14 protein-coding genes and 1 rRNA gene are annotated in these 17,614 nt (G+C 40.0%); 9 read left to right on the top strand and 6 right to left on the bottom strand.

The genetic code is table 11. The features are described 5' to 3' along the window. Nucleotides 1-13: 13 nt before the first annotated feature. The 6 genes from mnmG to rpmH form a co-directional block, all read right to left on the bottom strand. Entirely contained in the window at nucleotides 14-1,900 is a 1,887-nt protein-coding gene (gene mnmG, locus ACQKL0_RS19450; RefSeq protein ID WP_402991108.1) for a tRNA uridine-5-carboxymethylaminomethyl(34) synthesis enzyme MnmG, read from the bottom strand. Between the two features lie 21 nt (nucleotides 1,901-1,921). Continuing rightward, entirely contained in the window at nucleotides 1,922-3,307 is a 1,386-nt protein-coding gene (gene mnmE / locus ACQKL0_RS19445; protein WP_402869932.1) for a tRNA uridine-5-carboxymethylaminomethyl(34) synthesis GTPase MnmE, read from the bottom strand. 375 nt (nucleotides 3,308-3,682) lie between these two features. Beyond that, nucleotides 3,683-4,303 (bottom strand): RNA-binding cell elongation regulator Jag/EloR, encoded by a 621-nt coding sequence (gene jag, locus ACQKL0_RS19440; RefSeq protein WP_407406703.1) that lies wholly within the window; start codon nucleotides 4,301-4,303, stop codon nucleotides 3,683-3,685. Further along, nucleotides 4,300-5,088: a YidC family membrane integrase SpoIIIJ gene (spoIIIJ, locus tag ACQKL0_RS19435; protein WP_402869925.1), complete on the bottom strand. Its 789-nt coding sequence runs from the start codon at nucleotides 5,086-5,088 to the stop codon at nucleotides 4,300-4,302. Before spoIIIJ ends, jag begins: the two co-directional genes overlap by 4 nt. Before the next feature lie 161 nt (nucleotides 5,089-5,249). After that, nucleotides 5,250-5,603, bottom strand: a complete 354-nt coding sequence (rnpA, locus tag ACQKL0_RS19430) for a ribonuclease P protein component (RefSeq protein WP_402955098.1) — start codon at nucleotides 5,601-5,603, stop codon at nucleotides 5,250-5,252. Between the two features lie 81 nt (nucleotides 5,604-5,684). After that, a complete protein-coding gene (gene rpmH / locus ACQKL0_RS19425) occupies nucleotides 5,685-5,819 on the bottom strand; it encodes a 50S ribosomal protein L34 (RefSeq protein ID WP_402869919.1) in 135 nt (44 codons plus the stop codon). Between the two features lie 963 nt (nucleotides 5,820-6,782). On the opposite strand from rpmH, the gene dnaA reads away from it, so the two are divergent. The 9 genes from dnaA to ACQKL0_RS19380 form a co-directional block, all read left to right on the top strand. Continuing rightward, complete coding sequence (gene dnaA, locus ACQKL0_RS19420) at nucleotides 6,783-8,132, top strand: chromosomal replication initiator protein DnaA (RefSeq protein ID WP_402869917.1); 1,350 nt, start codon at nucleotides 6,783-6,785, stop codon at nucleotides 8,130-8,132. Nucleotides 8,133-8,323: 191 nt separating this feature from the next. Beyond that, on the top strand, nucleotides 8,324-9,460 hold the full coding sequence (gene dnaN, locus ACQKL0_RS19415; RefSeq protein WP_402869915.1) for a DNA polymerase III subunit beta: 1,137 nt from the start codon (nucleotides 8,324-8,326) through the stop codon (nucleotides 9,458-9,460). 212 nt (nucleotides 9,461-9,672) lie between these two features. Continuing rightward, nucleotides 9,673-9,885 (top strand): S4 domain-containing protein YaaA, encoded by a 213-nt coding sequence (yaaA, locus tag ACQKL0_RS19410; RefSeq protein ID WP_402869913.1) that lies wholly within the window; start codon nucleotides 9,673-9,675, stop codon nucleotides 9,883-9,885. 21 nt (nucleotides 9,886-9,906) lie between these two features. Continuing rightward, nucleotides 9,907-11,025 (top strand): DNA replication/repair protein RecF, encoded by a 1,119-nt coding sequence (gene recF, locus ACQKL0_RS19405; protein WP_427689124.1) that lies wholly within the window; start codon nucleotides 9,907-9,909, stop codon nucleotides 11,023-11,025. Nucleotides 11,026-11,037: 12 nt separating this feature from the next. Beyond that, a complete protein-coding gene (remB, locus tag ACQKL0_RS19400; RefSeq protein ID WP_402869910.1) occupies nucleotides 11,038-11,289 on the top strand; it encodes an extracellular matrix regulator RemB in 252 nt (83 codons plus the stop codon). Between the two features lie 73 nt (nucleotides 11,290-11,362). Continuing rightward, a complete protein-coding gene (gene gyrB, locus ACQKL0_RS19395; RefSeq protein WP_402871286.1) occupies nucleotides 11,363-13,288 on the top strand; it encodes a DNA topoisomerase (ATP-hydrolyzing) subunit B in 1,926 nt (641 codons plus the stop codon). A 95-nt stretch (nucleotides 13,289-13,383) separates the two neighbouring features. Next, nucleotides 13,384-15,963: a DNA gyrase subunit A gene (gene gyrA, locus ACQKL0_RS19390; protein WP_402991096.1), complete on the top strand. Its 2,580-nt coding sequence runs from the start codon at nucleotides 13,384-13,386 to the stop codon at nucleotides 15,961-15,963. Nucleotides 15,964-16,168: 205 nt separating this feature from the next. After that, nucleotides 16,169-17,236: an HD-GYP domain-containing protein gene (locus ACQKL0_RS19385; protein ID WP_427689130.1), complete on the top strand. Its 1,068-nt coding sequence runs from the start codon at nucleotides 16,169-16,171 to the stop codon at nucleotides 17,234-17,236. Nucleotides 17,237-17,548: 312 nt separating this feature from the next. Continuing rightward, nucleotides 17,549-17,614: ribosomal RNA gene (locus tag ACQKL0_RS19380) — 16S ribosomal RNA — on the top strand; the annotation flags it as partial.

Raw genomic sequence — 17,614 nt, 5'->3', positions numbered from 1 at the left:
CGGGTATTTCCGTTTACTTAGAAATTCTAGCGATCTTTCCTTGTTCTAAATAAACTAGCAAAATAGAGACATCAGCAGGGTTCACACCTGAAATCCGTGAAGCTTGGGCAACGGATAGAGGGTGTACCTGTTTTAATTTTTGGCGAGCTTCCGTAGCCAATCCATTGATTGCATCGTAATCGATGTTTTCTGGGATTTTTTTATTCTCCATTTTCTTGAGGCGGTCAACCTGCTGTAAGGATTTTTCAATATATCCTTCATACTTGACCTGGATTTCGACTTGTTCCTTCACTTCATCACTTAGGTCGACATCACTTGGAGCAAGCTTTTGAATGTGGGAATAATCCATTTCTGTCCGCTTCAATAAATCCGAAGCGCGAATCCCATCTTTTAGTTCGCTCCCACCACTTGCGATGATAATCTCCTGCACCTCTTGAGTAGGTTTAATGAAGGTGGATTTCAACCGTTCTCGTTCTGCCTCCACGGCCTCTCTCTTTATAAGGAAACGATTATATCGCTCTTCTTTGATCATTCCAATTTTAAAACCGATTTCGGTCAGGCGTAAGTCTGCATTATCATGACGTAACAGTAAGCGGTATTCTGCACGTGAAGTCAGCAGGCGATAAGGCTCATTCGTACCTTTTGTCACAAGATCATCGATTAAAACGCCAATATATGCATCTGACCGGCTTAGAATCAGTTCTTCTTTTCCCAATGCTTTCAAGCCAGCGTTAATACCAGCCATTAATCCTTGGCCCGCCGCTTCTTCATAACCTGATGTCCCATTGATTTGACCTGCTGTATACAGGTTTTTCACTTTTTTCGTTTCCAATGTTGGCCAAAGTTGTGTCGGCACGATCGCATCATATTCAATCGCATATCCTGCACGCATCATCTCAGCCTTTTCAAGACCTGGTATGGTCTGAAGGATCCTAATTTGGACATCCTCGGGAAGGCTCGTAGATAATCCTTGTACATATACTTCTTTGGTATTGCGTCCTTCCGGTTCCAAGAATATCTGATGGCGTGGCTTGTCATTAAAGCGTACAACTTTGTCTTCTATCGATGGACAGTAACGAGGGCCAGTCCCTTTAATCATCCCAGAATACATTGGGGAACGGTGTAGATTCGCATCAATGAGCTGGTGAGTTCCTTCATTTGTATACGTTAACCAACATGGCAATTGGTCGGTGATGTATTTTGTCGTTTCAAAGGAAAAAGCACGTGGAACTTCATCACCCGGCTGTATTTCCGTTTTACTGTAATCAATAGAAGAACTATTGACGCGCGGAGGCGTTCCCGTTTTGAACCGGACCAAATCAAAGCCCAACTCTTCCAAATGCTCGGAAAGCCTGATGGATGGTTGCTGATTATTAGGACCACTTGAATATTTTAGTTCCCCTAAAATGATTTCGCCCCGTAAATAGGTCCCAGTCGTAATAACGACAGTTTTCGCACGGTAAATGGCACCCGTTTTTGTGATGACACCTTTACAAACGCCATCTTCAACAATCAATTCCTCAACCATTCCTTGAATTAACGTTAAATTCGGCTCATCTTCTATCGTCTTTTTCATTTCTTGCTGATAAAGAAACTTATCTGCTTGTGCACGTAAAGCACGAACGGCCGGACCTTTCGCTGTATTTAACATTCTCATCTGAATGTGCGTTTTATCGATATTTTTACCCATTTCGCCGCCTAAGGCATCAATTTCCCGGACCACAATCCCTTTTGCCGGTCCTCCAACAGAAGGGTTGCATGGCATAAAGGCAACCATATCCAAGTTGATGGTGATCATCAATGTTTTGGCACCGACTCTAGCAGATGCAAGACCCGCTTCACTACCTGCGTGGCCTGCCCCAACTACGATGGCATCATAGTTTCCTGCTTCATATTGCATATCATTTTCCTCCCTCTACTCTTACTTTCCTAGACAAAATTGTGAAAACAATTGATTGATTAAATTATCCTGGACACTTTCACCAATAACTTCCCCGAGTAATTCCCATGCCTTTGTGAAATCGATCTGAACTAAGTCAATCGGCGTACCCATCTCGATTGCTTCCATGGAATCCTCGATCGATTGCAAGGCCTGTCCGAGCAGCGCAATATGACGGGCGTTGGAAACATAGGTAATGTCTCCTGCTTCCAAAGAGCCCTCGAAGAATAAAGAAGCAATCGCTTCTTCCAATTCATCGACACCTTCATCTTCCAGTAAAGATGTAGTGACTATTTTGTGTGCGGCTGCCTTTTCCTTAACCTGCTCCATATTGATTTTCTGTGGCAGGTCCGTTTTATTGATAATGACGATGACATCCATTCCTTCGACTGCTTGGAACAGCTTTTCATCTTCCGGCGTAAAGTCATCGGAGTAATTTAAAACGAGTAAAATCAGGTCCGCATCTTTTAATACCGCCCGGGAGCGTTCCACACCAATCCGCTCAACGATATCTTCCGTTTCACGAATACCAGCTGTGTCGACAAGTTTTAGCGGCACCCCACGCACATTGACATACTCCTCAATAACGTCTCGAGTTGTCCCTGGGACATCGGTAACGATTGCCTTATTTTCATGCACTAAGCTGTTTAGCAAAGACGATTTTCCGACATTCGGACGCCCGATGATAACCGTCGCCAAGCCATCCCGCAAAATTTTTCCTTGCTGGGCCGTCCTGAGAAGTTTTTCAATCTCTGCCTTGACATAACTGCCCTTTTCCAAAAACAATCGATGTGTCATTTCTTCAACATCATCATATTCTGGGTAATCTATATTCACCTCGACCTGTGCGAGAGTCTGTAATATTTCGTGTCGTAGCTTTTGAATTAATTTCGAAAGCCGCCCTTCCATTTGACCCAACGCAACATTCATCGCTTTATCCGTTTTAGCTCGGATTAAATCCATGACAGCTTCTGCCTGAGAGAGATCGATTCTCCCATTCAAAAAAGCTCGTTTCGTGAATTCACCAGGCTCTGCCAAGCGTGCTCCCTGTGAGAGGATAAGCTGTAAAACCCGATTAACCGAAACGATTCCACCATGACAATTTATTTCAACGACATCTTCTCTCGTAAACGTTTTAGGACCTTTCATGACAGAAACCATAACCTCTTCTATGACTTCTCCAGTTTTAGGTACAACCAAGTGCCCGTAATGAATGGTATGTGAATCCACTTTCCGTAAACTTTTACCGCTTGGTCCTTTAAATATTCTATCGGCTATTTCTATGGCCTCATCACCGCTGATTCTTACGATGGCAATTGCCCCTTCCCCTAAAGGAGTTGAAATGGCGGTGATTGTATCGAATTCCATGCTTTCACCTCTTGTATATTAATGTTTCTCTAATTTATTTGATAAACAAAAATCTTGAATCCCTAAATTACAACAATAACACAGTATAATCATGAAAAAAAGTAGATACTCCTTCCTTTCAAGAGTTATCCACATGCCTTAAACCTTATATTTCTGTACCCTTCATTTTAACTTATCCACATGTGAATAACAAATAAAGCCTGACTTTCTTTCTATGTCCATTTTTTAAGAGTCAGCCTTAGAAATTGAAGGGGTGGAATGAAAGGATAATATGTGATCAGGATTTAGTTAAAGGAGCATTTGATAATGTCGACATTCCTTTCGGTTCGCCTCTATATAAAGCAAAAAAAAACCTCCGCTTAATTAGCAGAAGGTTTATTTAACCGGAGTGATGACCAAATGGCGATATGGTTCTGTACCATTGGAAGTCGTCTTGATTTTCGGATAATGAAGCAGAGCCTTATGTATTACCTTCCGTTCATATGACGGCATCGGCTCCAATGCAACAGTTTTACCAGTTTTCAGGGATTTATTGGCCATTCTTTCAGCTAATTGGATTAAAGTATCCGTTCGACGGTTGCGATAATCCTCTGCATCTACAATCACATTCAAAAACTGCTTCGAATAGCGATTGGCTACCAATTGTGTTAAATACTGAAGGGAATTTAACGTTTGACCCCGTTTACCAATTAATAAAGCAATTTTTTCACCTGACAAATGGAACGTTACGTTCTTCCCCTGGCGTTGAACCCTGATTTCCGACTTAACTCCCATTTTTTGAGTGATATCCTGCAGGAACTTTAGGGATTCTTCAACGGGATCAGCAGGCAATGTCACGTGGACGATTGCTTGCCTGGCCCCAAACAAACCCAAAAATCCTTTTTTTCCTTCATCCTCAATTTCAATTTCCACGCGATCTCTTGTGCTGTTAAGTTGAGCTAAAGCTGAATTGACTGCTTCTTCGACAGATTGTCCTGTAGCAGTTATCTTTTTCACTTTTTCTTTGCTCCCTCCGCGTTTTCCGCAGCTGCTTTTCTAAGATCTGGACCTTTGATGAAATATGTTTGAACGATGCCGAAAAGGTTACCCACTACCCAGTAAAGTGAAAGAGCAGCTGGAAAATTAATTGCAAAAATAACAATCATGACTGGCATGATGTAAAGCATCATTGTCATTTGTGCCGCCATTTGCGGATTTGAGTTCATTCCCGCCATTGACAACTTTTGCTGAATGAAAGTTGTAATACCCGCTATGATCGGCAAGATATAATAAGGATCCGGAGAACCTAAATCGAACCAGAGAAAACTATGCAGGGAAATCTCATGCGTACGGCTGATTGCATGATAAAAACCAATCAAAATTGGCATTTGAACCACTATCGGTAAACATCCTGCCAATGGATTCACATTATATTTTGAAAATAACGCCATTGTTTCTTTTTGTAGTTTTTGTTGTGTGGCAGCGTCTTTTGAGCTGTATTTTGCTTGAAGTTCTTTCATTTCTGGTTGAATGGCTTGCATTGCTTTTGAACTTTTCACCTGTTTAATCATAAGTGGAAGTAATATCAAGCGTATGATTAAGGTAACCGCAATGATTCCCAAACCGTAGCTTCCGCCAAATAATTCAGAAATATAAATAATGAGGGATGATAACGGATAGACAATATATGAATTCCAGAACCCTTCACTATCTGCCGTTATCGGTTCTTTGATCTCCGTACATCCTGATAGCAACATCATTATCGAAGCTAATCCAATGATGAGTAATATTCGTTTCTTCAACCGTTTTTTCCTCCTAACTTCAATCAATCTTTTTGAATAAATGTAACCCGTTCACAAGTGAACTACAAGGAAAAGTCACCCACTTATCAACTTTTAACGATGAAATTCTATTTTTTCAAAGCATAATTAATAACTATGTCGAAAAAGGAGTTTTTAAGGGTTTATTTTATTTTTTTGAAATTTAGCGATTTAGAACGCTTCAGGACATGGATCAAACTGCTTTTCACTTGAGAAAAGTCCATTTCTGCCGCTGGTTTTCTAGCAATCACAATATAGTCTTTTCCCTCTTCTATATCCTCTTTCAATTCTAAAAATGCTTGCCGTATGTATCTTTTAATTTGATTCCGAACAACGGCATTCCCAATCTTCTTACTGACAGAGAGGCCTATGCGGAAATATTCCTGCTCGGGCTTTTGAAGGACATAGATAACGAATTGTCGATTGGCAGAGGATTCTCCCTTTTTAAAAACGAGTTGGAATTCGTCCTCTTTCTTTATCCTTAACTTTTTTTTCATCTTTACACCTTCATTAGAATGAATTGAGTCTCAGTAAATCCTTTATTTAGCGAAAAAAAACCACTGAGACTTTTCAGTGGTCTATGCAGATAGTACTTTTCTTCCTTTACGGCGACGTGCAGCGATTACGTTACGTCCGTTTTTCGTGCTCATACGTGCACGGAAACCGTGAACTTTACTATGTTTGCGATTATTCGGTTGATAAGTTCTTTTCATTATATGACACCTCCCTGAGGAATAACAGTTAAAGACAGTCCTTACAATTATATAGATGTTGCTTTCTACTTGTCAACTACATCTAGAAAAATATTTACTTTTTGCTTAATGTCCAGTGGGTTTTTTACTACCTAGCCTATTGTAAATGATTTTGCCTATAACTGATATAGAAATTTTTGGTCAGAGGGTACATTTCATGAATTTTAACCTAATTGATCCCTCTTCATACTACTTTACCATGCATATAACGAATCGACAAAAACATTTGTGAACTTCCGCTTTCGTTTTATAGAGGAACTAGGGACACCTGAATGGCATAAATGCAGTGATGGGGAATCAGTATACAACCTGTTTTAGTTCCATCCATCAATAAAATAATTTAGAGGAATTCGACGCCATCACTCCATCTGTGGATAAAATTCGACATGTTTTTTTCTATCCACAGCCCATTTCGTATAGTTTTACACAAAAAAGAAGCCTGTGGAAAAGTTTTTCCCACAGGCCCTTTGAGTTGTGGATAAAGTTCACTAAGCCATTGCAAGACGTCCAAATTTCTGATATTATATTTGTGTTTTCACTCTGAATAACTTTATCAACAGATAACGGTTATCCACAGACTGTGCATAACTTGTGGATAGTTTATTCGACCTGTGAATATTAATCTGTCCACAAACAGTGGATATTGTCGAAAAACCTATTATCTTCTTATTATATATTTCAAGACATGCCTGTTGATGAATAAACATACGGACCTGCATCTTATTACAAGATGTTATTTATACAAAGGTTGTACAATGCGCGATATCGTTCCAGGGACCTCACCTTTTAGTGACATCCAACATCCCTTATACAGCTCACCGAACTTTTGCTGTCCAAATTTTTTTAAGACAGCGATCGATGAGTTTATTTGTGCCTAGACCTTTTAATACTTATAGAAAAATATTTTGCAAAGGAGGGATAAGTTTGGATAACATCGATAGCCTCTGGAATCAGGCACTCGGAAAAATTGAGAAAAAGATCAGTAAACCAAGCTTTGAAACTTGGCTTAAATCAACTAAAGCTTATTTACTTCAAGGTGACATCTTAACAGTCACCGCTCCCAATGAATTTGCTAGGGATTGGCTTGAGGAACGTTATTCTCACCTTATTTCTGATGTTTTATTCGAACTGACCGGCGAAGAATTGGAAGCGAAGTTCATTATTCCGCCCAATCAGGAAGATGATGACTTTTCCGCTCCCGTTCAGCCTAAAAAGATAAAAAAACAGGATAAGGAAAACAATCCATTTCCACAGCATATGCTTAACTCGAAAAATACCTTCGATACGTTTGTCATTGGCTCCGGCAATCGTTTTGCCCATGCTGCGTCTCTCGCTGTCGCAGAAGCACCCGCCAAAGCCTATAACCCGTTGTTTATATATGGAGGAGTAGGGCTTGGTAAGACTCATTTAATGCATGCCATTGGTCATTACGTACTTGAGCATAATCCAAAGGCAAAAGTCGTTTATCTATCCTCTGAAAAATTCACGAATGAATTCATCAATTCTATCCGGGATAATAAGGCCGGGGAATTTCGTGATAGATATCGTACGGTAGATGTTTTATTAATTGATGATATTCAATTCCTAGCAGGAAAAGAACAAACTCAAGAAGAGTTTTTCCATACATTCAATGCCTTGCATGAAGAAAGTAAACAGATCGTCATCTCGAGTGATCGTCCACCCAAAGAGATTCCAACACTTGAAGATCGTCTCCGTTCCCGCTTTGAATGGGGCTTGATTACGGATATTACGCCACCTGACTTAGAAACGAGGATTGCCATTTTACGTAAAAAGGCCAAGGCGGAAGGACTCGATATTCCGAATGAAGTAATGCTTTATATAGCCAACCAAATCGATTCGAACATCAGGGAGCTTGAAGGTGCACTTATTCGTGTTGTCGCCTATTCTTCGCTGATCAATAAAGATATTAATGCTGATTTAGCTGCTGAGGCTTTGAAAGACATCATTCCAAGCTCAAAACCTAAAATAATCACGATCTTGGAAATTCAAAAAACGGTCGGTGAGCATTACAGCGTAAAACTTGAGGACTTCAAAGCGAAAAAGAGGACTAAATCCGTAGCTTTTCCAAGACAGATTGCTATGTACCTCTCCCGGGAAATGACCGACTTTTCGCTGCCTAAAATAGGCGATGAATTCGGAGGGCGAGACCATACGACCGTCATCCATGCCCATGAAAAAATCTCGAAACTTATGCAAACGGATACCCAGCTGCAACGTCAGGTCAAGGAAATCCAGGATCAATTGAAGGTATAATAGATTCTGGATAATGTGTATAACTGATGACTACTTACACACAGTCTGTCCACATGTGGATAGACTGTTTTATCTTAGCTTCAACCGGGTTATCCACATATCCACAAGCCCTACTACTATTACTACTATCTTTTTTAAATAAAATTATTAATAAATATGCCATTTAGGCAATTAAAATTGGAGGATGGAACATGAGATTCGTAATTCAAAGAGATCGATTAGTTCATAGTGTCCAAGAAGTAATGAAAGCTATCACATCGAGAACGACGATTCCTATTTTAACGGGGATAAAAATAAGTGTGACAACAGAAGGAGTTACCTTAACAGGAAGTGACTCGGATATTTCCATACAGTCATTTATTCCAGCTGAAGTAGATGGTGATGAAATCGTCGAAGTTAAAAGCAGCGGTGGAATTGTCCTTAATGCACGCTTTTTCAGTGAAATCGTCAAAAAACTACCGATGGATACAGTAGAAATCGAGGTCCAAAATAATTTTCAAACGATCATCCGGTCTGGTAAAGCTGAATTTAACTTAAATGGATTAGATCCTGAAGAATATCCTCATTTACCGATCATTGAAGAAGAAAATATCTTCAAACTTCCAACGGATCTTTTAAAAACACTGATTCGTCAAACCGGGTTTGCAGTGTCCACCTCAGAAACACGACCTATCTTAACAGGTGTAAACTTGAAGGTTCAGGATGACGAATTAACCTGTATTGCAACAGATAGTCATAGATTGGCCATGAGGACAGCTAAAATTGAGAACAAGATTAACGGAGCTTATAGTGTCGTCATTCCAGGGAAAAGCCTAAGCGAGTTAAGTAAGATTCTGGATGATACGAATGAACTTATAGAAATCGTCATCACGGATAACCAAGTCTTATTCAAAGCAGAAAACCTATTGTTCTTCTCACGTCTACTTGAAGGAAACTACCCGGACACTTCCCGATTGATTCCAACCGATAGCAAAACGGATGTGACAGTCCATACAAAAGACTTCCTGCAAGCGATTGATCGGGCATCTTTATTAGCTCGAGAGGGAAGAAATAATGTGGTTAAACTAACAACCATAGAGGGTCGCATCATCGAAGTGTCTTCCAATACACCAGAAATAGGTAAAGTGAGCGAGGAAGTACAAGCTGAAGCCATCGAAGGGGAAGACTTGAAAATATCCTTCAGTGCAAAATTTGTCATGGATGCATTAAAGGCATTAGAAGGATCCGATATCAAAATAAACTTTACTGGTGCTATGCGTCCATTTGTCATCCGACCGTTACATGATGAATCAATGCTCCAATTAATCCTGCCAGTAAGAACTTACTAAAATAATATTTCACAAAATTAAAGACCTGCTACCGGGTCTTTAATTTTTTAGCTCAAATGTATGGGGAGACAAGGATTAGCCAAGACTGCAACCTATGCAAAGAAGGTACAATCTGTTAAATAAAGGATAAGCAAAAGCTATACTTTGTCTTAATCCAATTTATTTAGTAAAATAAAGTATTAAAGACTACTTAGAAATGAGTGAGGCACCTAATGGACTCAATAAAAATAAGCACGGAATATATTACGCTAGGACAATTCTTGAAGTTGGCCGATTTAATTCAAAGCGGCGGCATGTCAAAATGGTTTTTAAGCGAATATGAGGTTTTCATCAACGGCGAATTAGATGTGAGACGAGGCAGAAAGTTACGGTCAGGTGATAAAATCGAAATCCCTGAATTCGGCACCTTCACAATAACAAGCTAAAACATAAGGGAAGAGCGGATTATGTACATTGAAAAAATAAGTTTGAAAAACTACCGCAACTATACCGAATTAGACCTTACCTTTGAAAATAAGGTCAATGTAATCCTTGGGGAAAATGCCCAAGGAAAAACAAATGTAATGGAATCCATTTTCGTATTAGCAATGGCAAAATCCCACCGTACCTCAAATGACAAAGAACTTATTCGCTGGGATGAAGAGTATGCTAAAATAGAAGGCAGAGTAAGAAAGAGAAATACATCAATCCCACTTGAGCTGACCATTTCGAAAAAGGGTAAAAAGGCGAAGTGCAACCATATTGAACAGAGAAAATTAAGTCAGTATGTCGGCAATATGAATGTGGTCATGTTTGCTCCTGAGGACTTGAATCTCGTAAAGGGAAGTCCTCAAGTCAGACGCCGTTTTATAGATATGGAAATTGGCCAGGTTTCTCCTGTATACCTTCATGATATGAGCCAATATCATAAAATACTTCAACAAAGAAATCATTACTTAAAGCTTCTGCAGACCCGTAAACAAAAGGACGAGGCGATGCTTGATGTATTAACTGACCAGATTATTCAGTATGCAGCGAAAATTGTCGAAAGAAGGTTTCACTTTCTTTCTAAGCTTCAGCAATGGGCAGAGCCGATTCATTCAGGGATCTCCAGGAATCTAGAAGTATTGAAAATCCAATATAAGCCGTCGCTTGATGTATCAGAATCCATGAATTTGACGAAAATAATAGAAGTATACACAGAAAAATTTGATAAAATAAAGGCAAGAGAAATTGAGCGGGGCGTAACCTTGATAGGACCTCACCGGGATGATTTGACTTTTTATGTAAATGGCCGTGATGTCCAGACCTATGGTTCCCAGGGACAGCAGCGTACGACTGCGTTATCTTTGAAACTTGCTGAAATTGAATTGATTCATGAGGAAATCGGTGAGTATCCGATTTTACTATTGGATGATGTGTTATCGGAACTTGACGATTATCGTCAAACTCATTTACTAAATACGATACAAGGAAAAGTGCAGACGTTTGTGACGACACCTTCTATCGATGGAATCGATCATCAAACCCTCAGAGAAGCGTCCACCTTTTATGTGAGTCAAGGCAGTATAAAAAAGCTTAAATAACGAGGTGAAAGCATGTATCTCCATATTGGTGAGGATATTCTTGTGAAAACGGATGATATCATAGCTATTTTAGATAAAAAGATGCTTCACTCCTCTCCCATAATCGATGAATTCTTGGAGAAAAGGGTAGATGTGATCTCTCATTTAACAAAAAACTCGATTAAATCGATTGTAGTGACAGAAAAGCAGGTCTATTATTCACCGCTTGCCTCGGTCACCCTGAAAAAACGCTCGCTGCAGTCACCTTCCTTAATCGATGAATAAATGCTCTATAGATTATTGTTATCCTTTAAAGTGATAAATGCCAAAAGAAAAGTGTAGGTGGATACGTATGACAATGGAACAAAAAGAAGTACAAGCTCAGGCATACGATGAGAATCAGATACAGGTTTTAGAAGGCTTAGAAGCAGTACGTAAGCGTCCCGGCATGTATATCGGTACCACATCTGCAAAAGGACTTCACCATCTTGTTTGGGAAATTGTCGATAATAGTATTGATGAAGCGCTAGCAGGTTTTTGTGATGAAATAAAAGTGACAATTGAAAAGGACAACAGTATTACTGTTGTCGATAATGGTCGTGGTATCCCAGTGGGTATACATGAAAAAATGGGTCGTCCTGCAGTAGAAGTAATCATGACTGTACTTCATGCTGGTGGGAAGTTCGGCGGCGGAGGCTATAAGGTTTCCGGAGGTCTGCATGGTGTAGGTGCCTCAGTCGTAAATGCCCTATCGACAGTGTTAGAAGTATTTGTTCATCGTGACGGAAAAATACACTATCAACAATTTAATCGTGGTGTACCTAAAGAGGACCTAAAGGTTATCGGAGAAACTGACCATACGGGTACAACGGTCCACTTTGTTCCGGATAAGGAAATATTCACGGAATCCATAGAATATGATTTTGATACGCTGGCAACTCGTATCCGAGAGCTCGCTTTCCTAAATAAAGGATTGAAGCTGATCATTGAAGATAAGCGTGAAGAAGAGGAAAAAATCAAGGAATTCCACTATGAAGGTGGAATTAAGTCATATGTAGAGCATTTGAACCGTTCTAAAGAAGTACTCCATGAAGAACCCATTTTCATGGAAGGCGAAAAAGATGGCATTTCTATCGAGTTAGCTCTTCAATACAATGATAGCTATATTAGTAACCTTTTTTCTTTTGCCAATAATATTCATACCTATGAAGGCGGTACGCATGAATCAGGTTTCAAGACTGCGTTGACCCGCGTAATCAATGATTACGCTAGGAAAAACGGACTTTTGAAGGAAGCGGATAATAATTTCTCTGGTGAAGATGTGCGTGAAGGATTAACCGCAATCATATCGATTAAGCACCCTGAGCCCCAATTCGAAGGGCAAACGAAAACAAAACTGGGGAACTCTGAAGTCAGGACTGTAACGGATTCCATTCTTTCCGAAAGGTTGGATTCCTTCTTATACGAAAACCCTGCAGTCGCCAGAAAAATCATAGATAAAGGGCTTATGGCTGCAAGGGCAAGAATGGCTGCCAAGAAAGCACGTGAGTTAACAAGAAGAAAAAGTGCATTGGAAGTCTCCAATCTACCGGGTAAACTGGCGGATTGTTCGTCCAAGGATCCTAGTATCAGCGAATTGTACATCGTGGAAGGAAACTCTGCCGGAGGATCTGCCAAACAAGGCCGTGACCGCCACTTCCAAGCTATTTTGCCACTACGGGGTAAAATTTTAAACGTTGAAAAAGCGCGATTGGATCGAATTCTTCATAATGAGGAGATTGGTACGATTATTACTGCACTTGGAACGGGTATTGGCGATGAATTCAATATTGAAAAGGCAAGATATCATAAAATTGTCATCATGACCGATGCGGATGTAGATGGTGCCCATATTAGAACGTTGATGCTGACATTCTTCTACCGCTATATGAGAAAAATCATCGAATATGGTTATATCTATATCGCCCAGCCACCTCTTTTCAAGATTCAACAGGGGAAAAAGGTGGATTATGCCTATAATGACCGGGAGCTTGAAACAATAATGGCAAGCCTTCCAAGCACACCGAAGCCTAACCTACAGCGCTATAAAGGGCTGGGGGAAATGAATCCAGAACAACTATGGGATACGACCATGAGCCCTGACACGAGAACGTTGCTTCAGGTTAGTTTAAAAGATGCCGTTGAAGCGGATGAAACGTTCGAGATGCTCATGGGGGATAAGGTTGAACCACGTCGAAATTTCATTGAAGAAAACGCGATTTATGTAAAAAATCTAGATATTTAATTTGTTTAACAGGATGATCTTATATCCTGTTCTTTACATAGTTCACGACCCGATCCAAAAATGAAAGTATAAGCTTTATAAAGGAGGTTGGCTCCATGTCAGAAATAGAAAGATCAGGTGTGCAAGAGATAAATATAAGCAAGGAAATGCGGACGTCCTTTTTGGATTATGCCATGAGTGTTATTGTAGCTCGGGCTTTGCCTGATGTAAGGGATGGCTTGAAACCGGTGCACCGGAGAATTCTTTATGCAATGAATGATCTTGGGATGACGTCGGATAAACCATTTAAAAAATCAGCCCGTATTGTAGGTGAAGTAATCGGTAAGTATCATCCTCATGGTGATTCTGCTGTGTATGAAACGATGGTCCGGATGGCGCAGCCCTTTAACTATCGTTATATGCTTGTCGACGGTCATGGGAACTTCGGATCTGTCGATGGTGACCAAGCGGCTGCAATGAGGTATACGGAAGCAAGGATGTCGAAAATATCGATGGAATTGCTTCGTGATTTAAACAAAGATACAGTTAGCTTCCAAGATAACTATGATGGTTCGGAAAGAGAGCCTGCTGTTATGCCGGCTCGTTTCCCAAACTTATTAGTGAATGGTTCTTCAGGGATAGCTGTCGGAATGGCAACCAATATCCCTCCTCACCAATTAGGCGAGGTAATTGATGGCGTATTGGCATTAAGTAAAAATCCAGAAATTACGATTCCAGAGTTGATGGAACACATTCCTGGACCCGATTTCCCGACTGCAGGGCTTATATTAGGCCGGAGTGGTATCAGGAAAGCCTATGAAACAGGAAAAGGTTCAATCATTCAACGTGCTAGAGTTGAAATCGAAGAGAAAGCCAATGGTAAACAAGTCATTATCGTTAAGGAAATCCCTTATCAAGTGAACAAGGCAAGATTGATAGAAAAAATTGCCGAGCTTGCTCGGGATAAGAGGATTGAAGGCATAACCGATCTACGGGATGAGTCGGATCGTAACGGTATGAGAATTGTCATGGAGCTTAGGAAAGACGTAAATGCGAATGTCCTCCTAAATAATTTATACAAACATACTGCCATGCAAACGACTTTTGGAATTAACCTGCTTGCTTTGGTAAACGGGCAGCCTAAGGTCTTGAACTTGAAGGAATGCCTGTATCATTACTTGGAACATCAAAAGATTGTCATTCGTCGTAGAACGGAATTTGAACTGCGTAAAGCGGAAGCTCGGGCCCATATACTAGAGGGATTACGAGTAGCACTTGATAATTTGGATGCAGTCATTGCATTAATACGTGGTTCACAGACTACTGAAATAGCTAGAGAAGGGTTAATGACTCAATTCTCGCTTTCAGAAAAGCAAGCCCAAGCTATTTTGGATATGCGTTTACAACGCTTAACTGGTTTGGAACGAGAAAAAATTGAAGAAGAGTATCAAGCCTTGATGGCATTGATCGCAGAATTCAAAGCGGTCTTGGCCAATGAAGAGAAGGTTCTTGAAATCATTCGTGAAGAGCTTCTAGAAATAAAAGAGCGTTTCAATGATAAGAGGAGAACTGAAATTACATTAGTAGGTTTTGAAAGTCTGGAAGATGAGGATTTAATCCCTGAAGAAAATATTATCGTGACCCTAACGCATAATGGATATATCAAACGGTTACCTGCCACTACGTATCGTAGTCAAAAACGTGGAGGGCGAGGCATACAAGGTATGGGTACAAATGCTGACGACTTTGTCGATCATCTGTTAACGACATCGACTCACGATACATTATTATTCTTCACCAATAAAGGGAAAGTCTATCGTTCTAAAGGATATGAAATACCTGAATATGGACGGACAGCAAAAGGGCTCCCTCTTATCAATCTGTTAGAAGTTGATAAAGGAGAATGGGTCAATGCAATCATTCCAGTGAGGGAATTCACTAATGATTGGTACTTGTTCTTCACAACAAGACACGGTATATCTAAGCGTACACCGTTGTCATCCTTCGCTAATATCCGAAATAATGGATTGATAGCTGTAGGTCTCCGTGAAGATGATGAACTGATTTCGGTTCGACTCACGAATGGCGAAAAGCAAATTATCATCGGTACTAAAGCGGGAATGATGATTCGTTTCCCAGAAACCGATGTCCGTACAATGGGACGTACAGCTGCTGGGGTAAAAGGAATTTCCTTAAGAGCCTCCGATGAAGTAATCGGCATGGAGATTTTGGAAGAAGATGAAGAAGTACTGATTGTTACGAAAAATGGTTATGGAAAGCGGACAAACGCTGAGGAATACCGTATCCAAAGCCGTGGTGGTAAAGGTATCAAAACTTGTAATGTCACAGAGAAAAACGGTGAGCTTGTTGCCGTGAAAACCGTTACAGGGGAAGAAGAAGACTTGATGCTGATTACAGCTGCCGGTGTATTGATCCGAATGGAAGTTGAAGGAATTTCTAAGACAGGTCGTAATACACAGGGTGTTAAGCTTATCCGTCTTGAGTCTTCGGAAAATGAATATGTTTCGACTGTGGCTATCGTTGGACGTGAAGAGGAAGAAGAAGAACTTCTTGAACCAGTAGAAGGCATCGATGAAGATGCTCCTGTTGAGGAGTCAGTTCAAGACGCTGGTGAAACTGCAGTGAACGATGAAACTGAAATAGATGTAGATACAGATACAGATACGGAAGAATAAAAAGATGTAGCAAAGGGGACCCAGGCTAATTTAGCTGGGCCTTTTTTTGTTGTACATACACCAATGTAGTTATAAATACCTAACTTATTTTTTGAATCGTTGAATGATTAATAGGTAATTTATCATAAAAAGATGGATATCTCCGTAAATTTCTAGTAAAATAGTCTGTGTTAAATAACTGTTACAGAGGTGAACAGTTTTGCTGGTGAAAACCGACTTTTTAGTAGAAGGTTGCATACTTTCAAAAGATATTAAGGGATACATGGGCCACCCTATCATGAACAAGAAAACGATATTGACTTCTGAATTGATAGAAGTCTTGAAAGTCTTCTTAATACAAGAAGTTAGTGTTGAAAAGATGTTGATTGACGGAGAAAGATTTATCCCGAAGGAAATCATTGATAAGGAACTAGACGATACAGAAGATTCCTCCGACTTCATCACCCACTATTTAAAAACTGTCCAAACCTATAAGCAGCTTTTTAAAAATTGGCAGGCAGGTAGTAAAGTCGAAGTGGCCATCATTCGGTCGTCTCTTATCCCTCTAGTGGTTAAAGCATTGGAAGAACCTAGTGCTATCCTGAAGCTTAATCATTACAGCAATAAAGAAGATTATATCTATCACCATGCTATATCAACTGGCTTAATAGGAGCACTCATCGCGTTTAAAATGAAATGTGAGTTAGCTGATATCTACCAAGTAGCTCTTGGTGGGTGCTTGGCAGACTGTGGGATGGCCAAACTCCCCCCCAGCATTTTCAATAAAGCCACAAGCTTGTCTTTGGAAGAGAATGAAGAGGTCCAGAATCACCCCATTTCCAGTTATCAAATGATTAAAGATAGTTCAATCATTACGGATAGCGTGAAGCTAGCAGTACTAGAGCATCACGGGAGGTTGGATGGGAGCGGGTATCCTCACAAGATGAGAGCGAAAACCATGCATCTATTCTCGAAAATAATAGCAGTGGCGGATGTTTTTCATGCAATGACATCCGAAAGAGTCTATAGAAAGAAACAGCCGCCGTTCAAAGTAGTGGAAATGATTCTCCATGATAGTTTTGGCCAATTTGACATTACGGTCGTTCAAGCGCTTTTAGCTTGCTTCTCCAGTTTTGCAGTTGGGACCAAAGTCAAATTAAATGATGGTTCCATAGCTGACATCATGTTCATAAATGCTAATTCACAAACTAGGCCACTGGTTCGTTTATATGATAATGGTGATATAATTGATTTGGGATCCAATAGGGAAATATATATAGAGGAAATCCTATAATTTATGGGTAGCTTACTAGATTAATTAGTAAGCCTCCTTATAAAAGGGGGACGATTCAAGGTGAACCTATTGGTCATTTTATTTTATTTTAAAATAACACTTGCAATTAGTAGCGATAATAGATATACTAATTAAGTCGACAGCGAGTTAATAAAAAGTTGTTGACAACAAATAATATATTTGATATATTATTAAAGTCGCTTCAGGGCGATTGAATAATTGCTCTTTGAAAACTGAACAAAACAAAGCGCCAACGTAAATTTTGAGTGAGCACACACTATAAAAAAAAGCAAAATGAGCAAGTCAAACATTTCTTCGGAGAGTTTGATCCTGGCTCAGGACGAACGCTGGCGGCGTGCCTAATACATGCAAGTCGAG

Origin of the sequence: Peribacillus sp. NPDC097264 (assembly GCF_050277925.1) — a bacterium.
GTDB lineage: Bacteria > Bacillota > Bacilli > Bacillales > DSM-1321 > Peribacillus.
This window is presented reverse-complemented; position numbering and strand designations above follow the sequence as displayed.

What these genes read in the sequence shown, in the direction of transcription:
- gyrB (WP_402871286.1), top strand. Translation starts at nt 11,363, where the DNA reads ATGGAACAAAAAGAAGTACAAGCTCAGGCATACGATGAGAATCAGATA.
- mnmE (WP_402869932.1), bottom strand. Translation starts at nt 3,307, where the DNA reads ATGGAATTCGATACAATCACCGCCATTTCAACTCCTTTAGGGGAAGGG.
- yaaA (WP_402869913.1), top strand. Translation starts at nt 9,673, where the DNA reads ATGGACTCAATAAAAATAAGCACGGAATATATTACGCTAGGACAATTC.
- rpmH (WP_402869919.1), bottom strand. Translation starts at nt 5,819, where the DNA reads ATGAAAAGAACTTATCAACCGAATAATCGCAAACATAGTAAAGTTCAC.
- remB (WP_402869910.1), top strand. Translation starts at nt 11,038, where the DNA reads ATGTATCTCCATATTGGTGAGGATATTCTTGTGAAAACGGATGATATC.
- recF (WP_427689124.1), top strand. Translation starts at nt 9,907, where the DNA reads ATGTACATTGAAAAAATAAGTTTGAAAAACTACCGCAACTATACCGAA.
- rnpA (WP_402955098.1), bottom strand. Translation starts at nt 5,603, where the DNA reads ATGAAAAAAAAGTTAAGGATAAAGAAAGAGGACGAATTCCAACTCGTT.
- dnaN (WP_402869915.1), top strand. Translation starts at nt 8,324, where the DNA reads ATGAGATTCGTAATTCAAAGAGATCGATTAGTTCATAGTGTCCAAGAA.
- mnmG (WP_402991108.1), bottom strand. Translation starts at nt 1,900, where the DNA reads ATGCAATATGAAGCAGGAAACTATGATGCCATCGTAGTTGGGGCAGGC.
- gyrA (WP_402991096.1), top strand. Translation starts at nt 13,384, where the DNA reads ATGTCAGAAATAGAAAGATCAGGTGTGCAAGAGATAAATATAAGCAAG.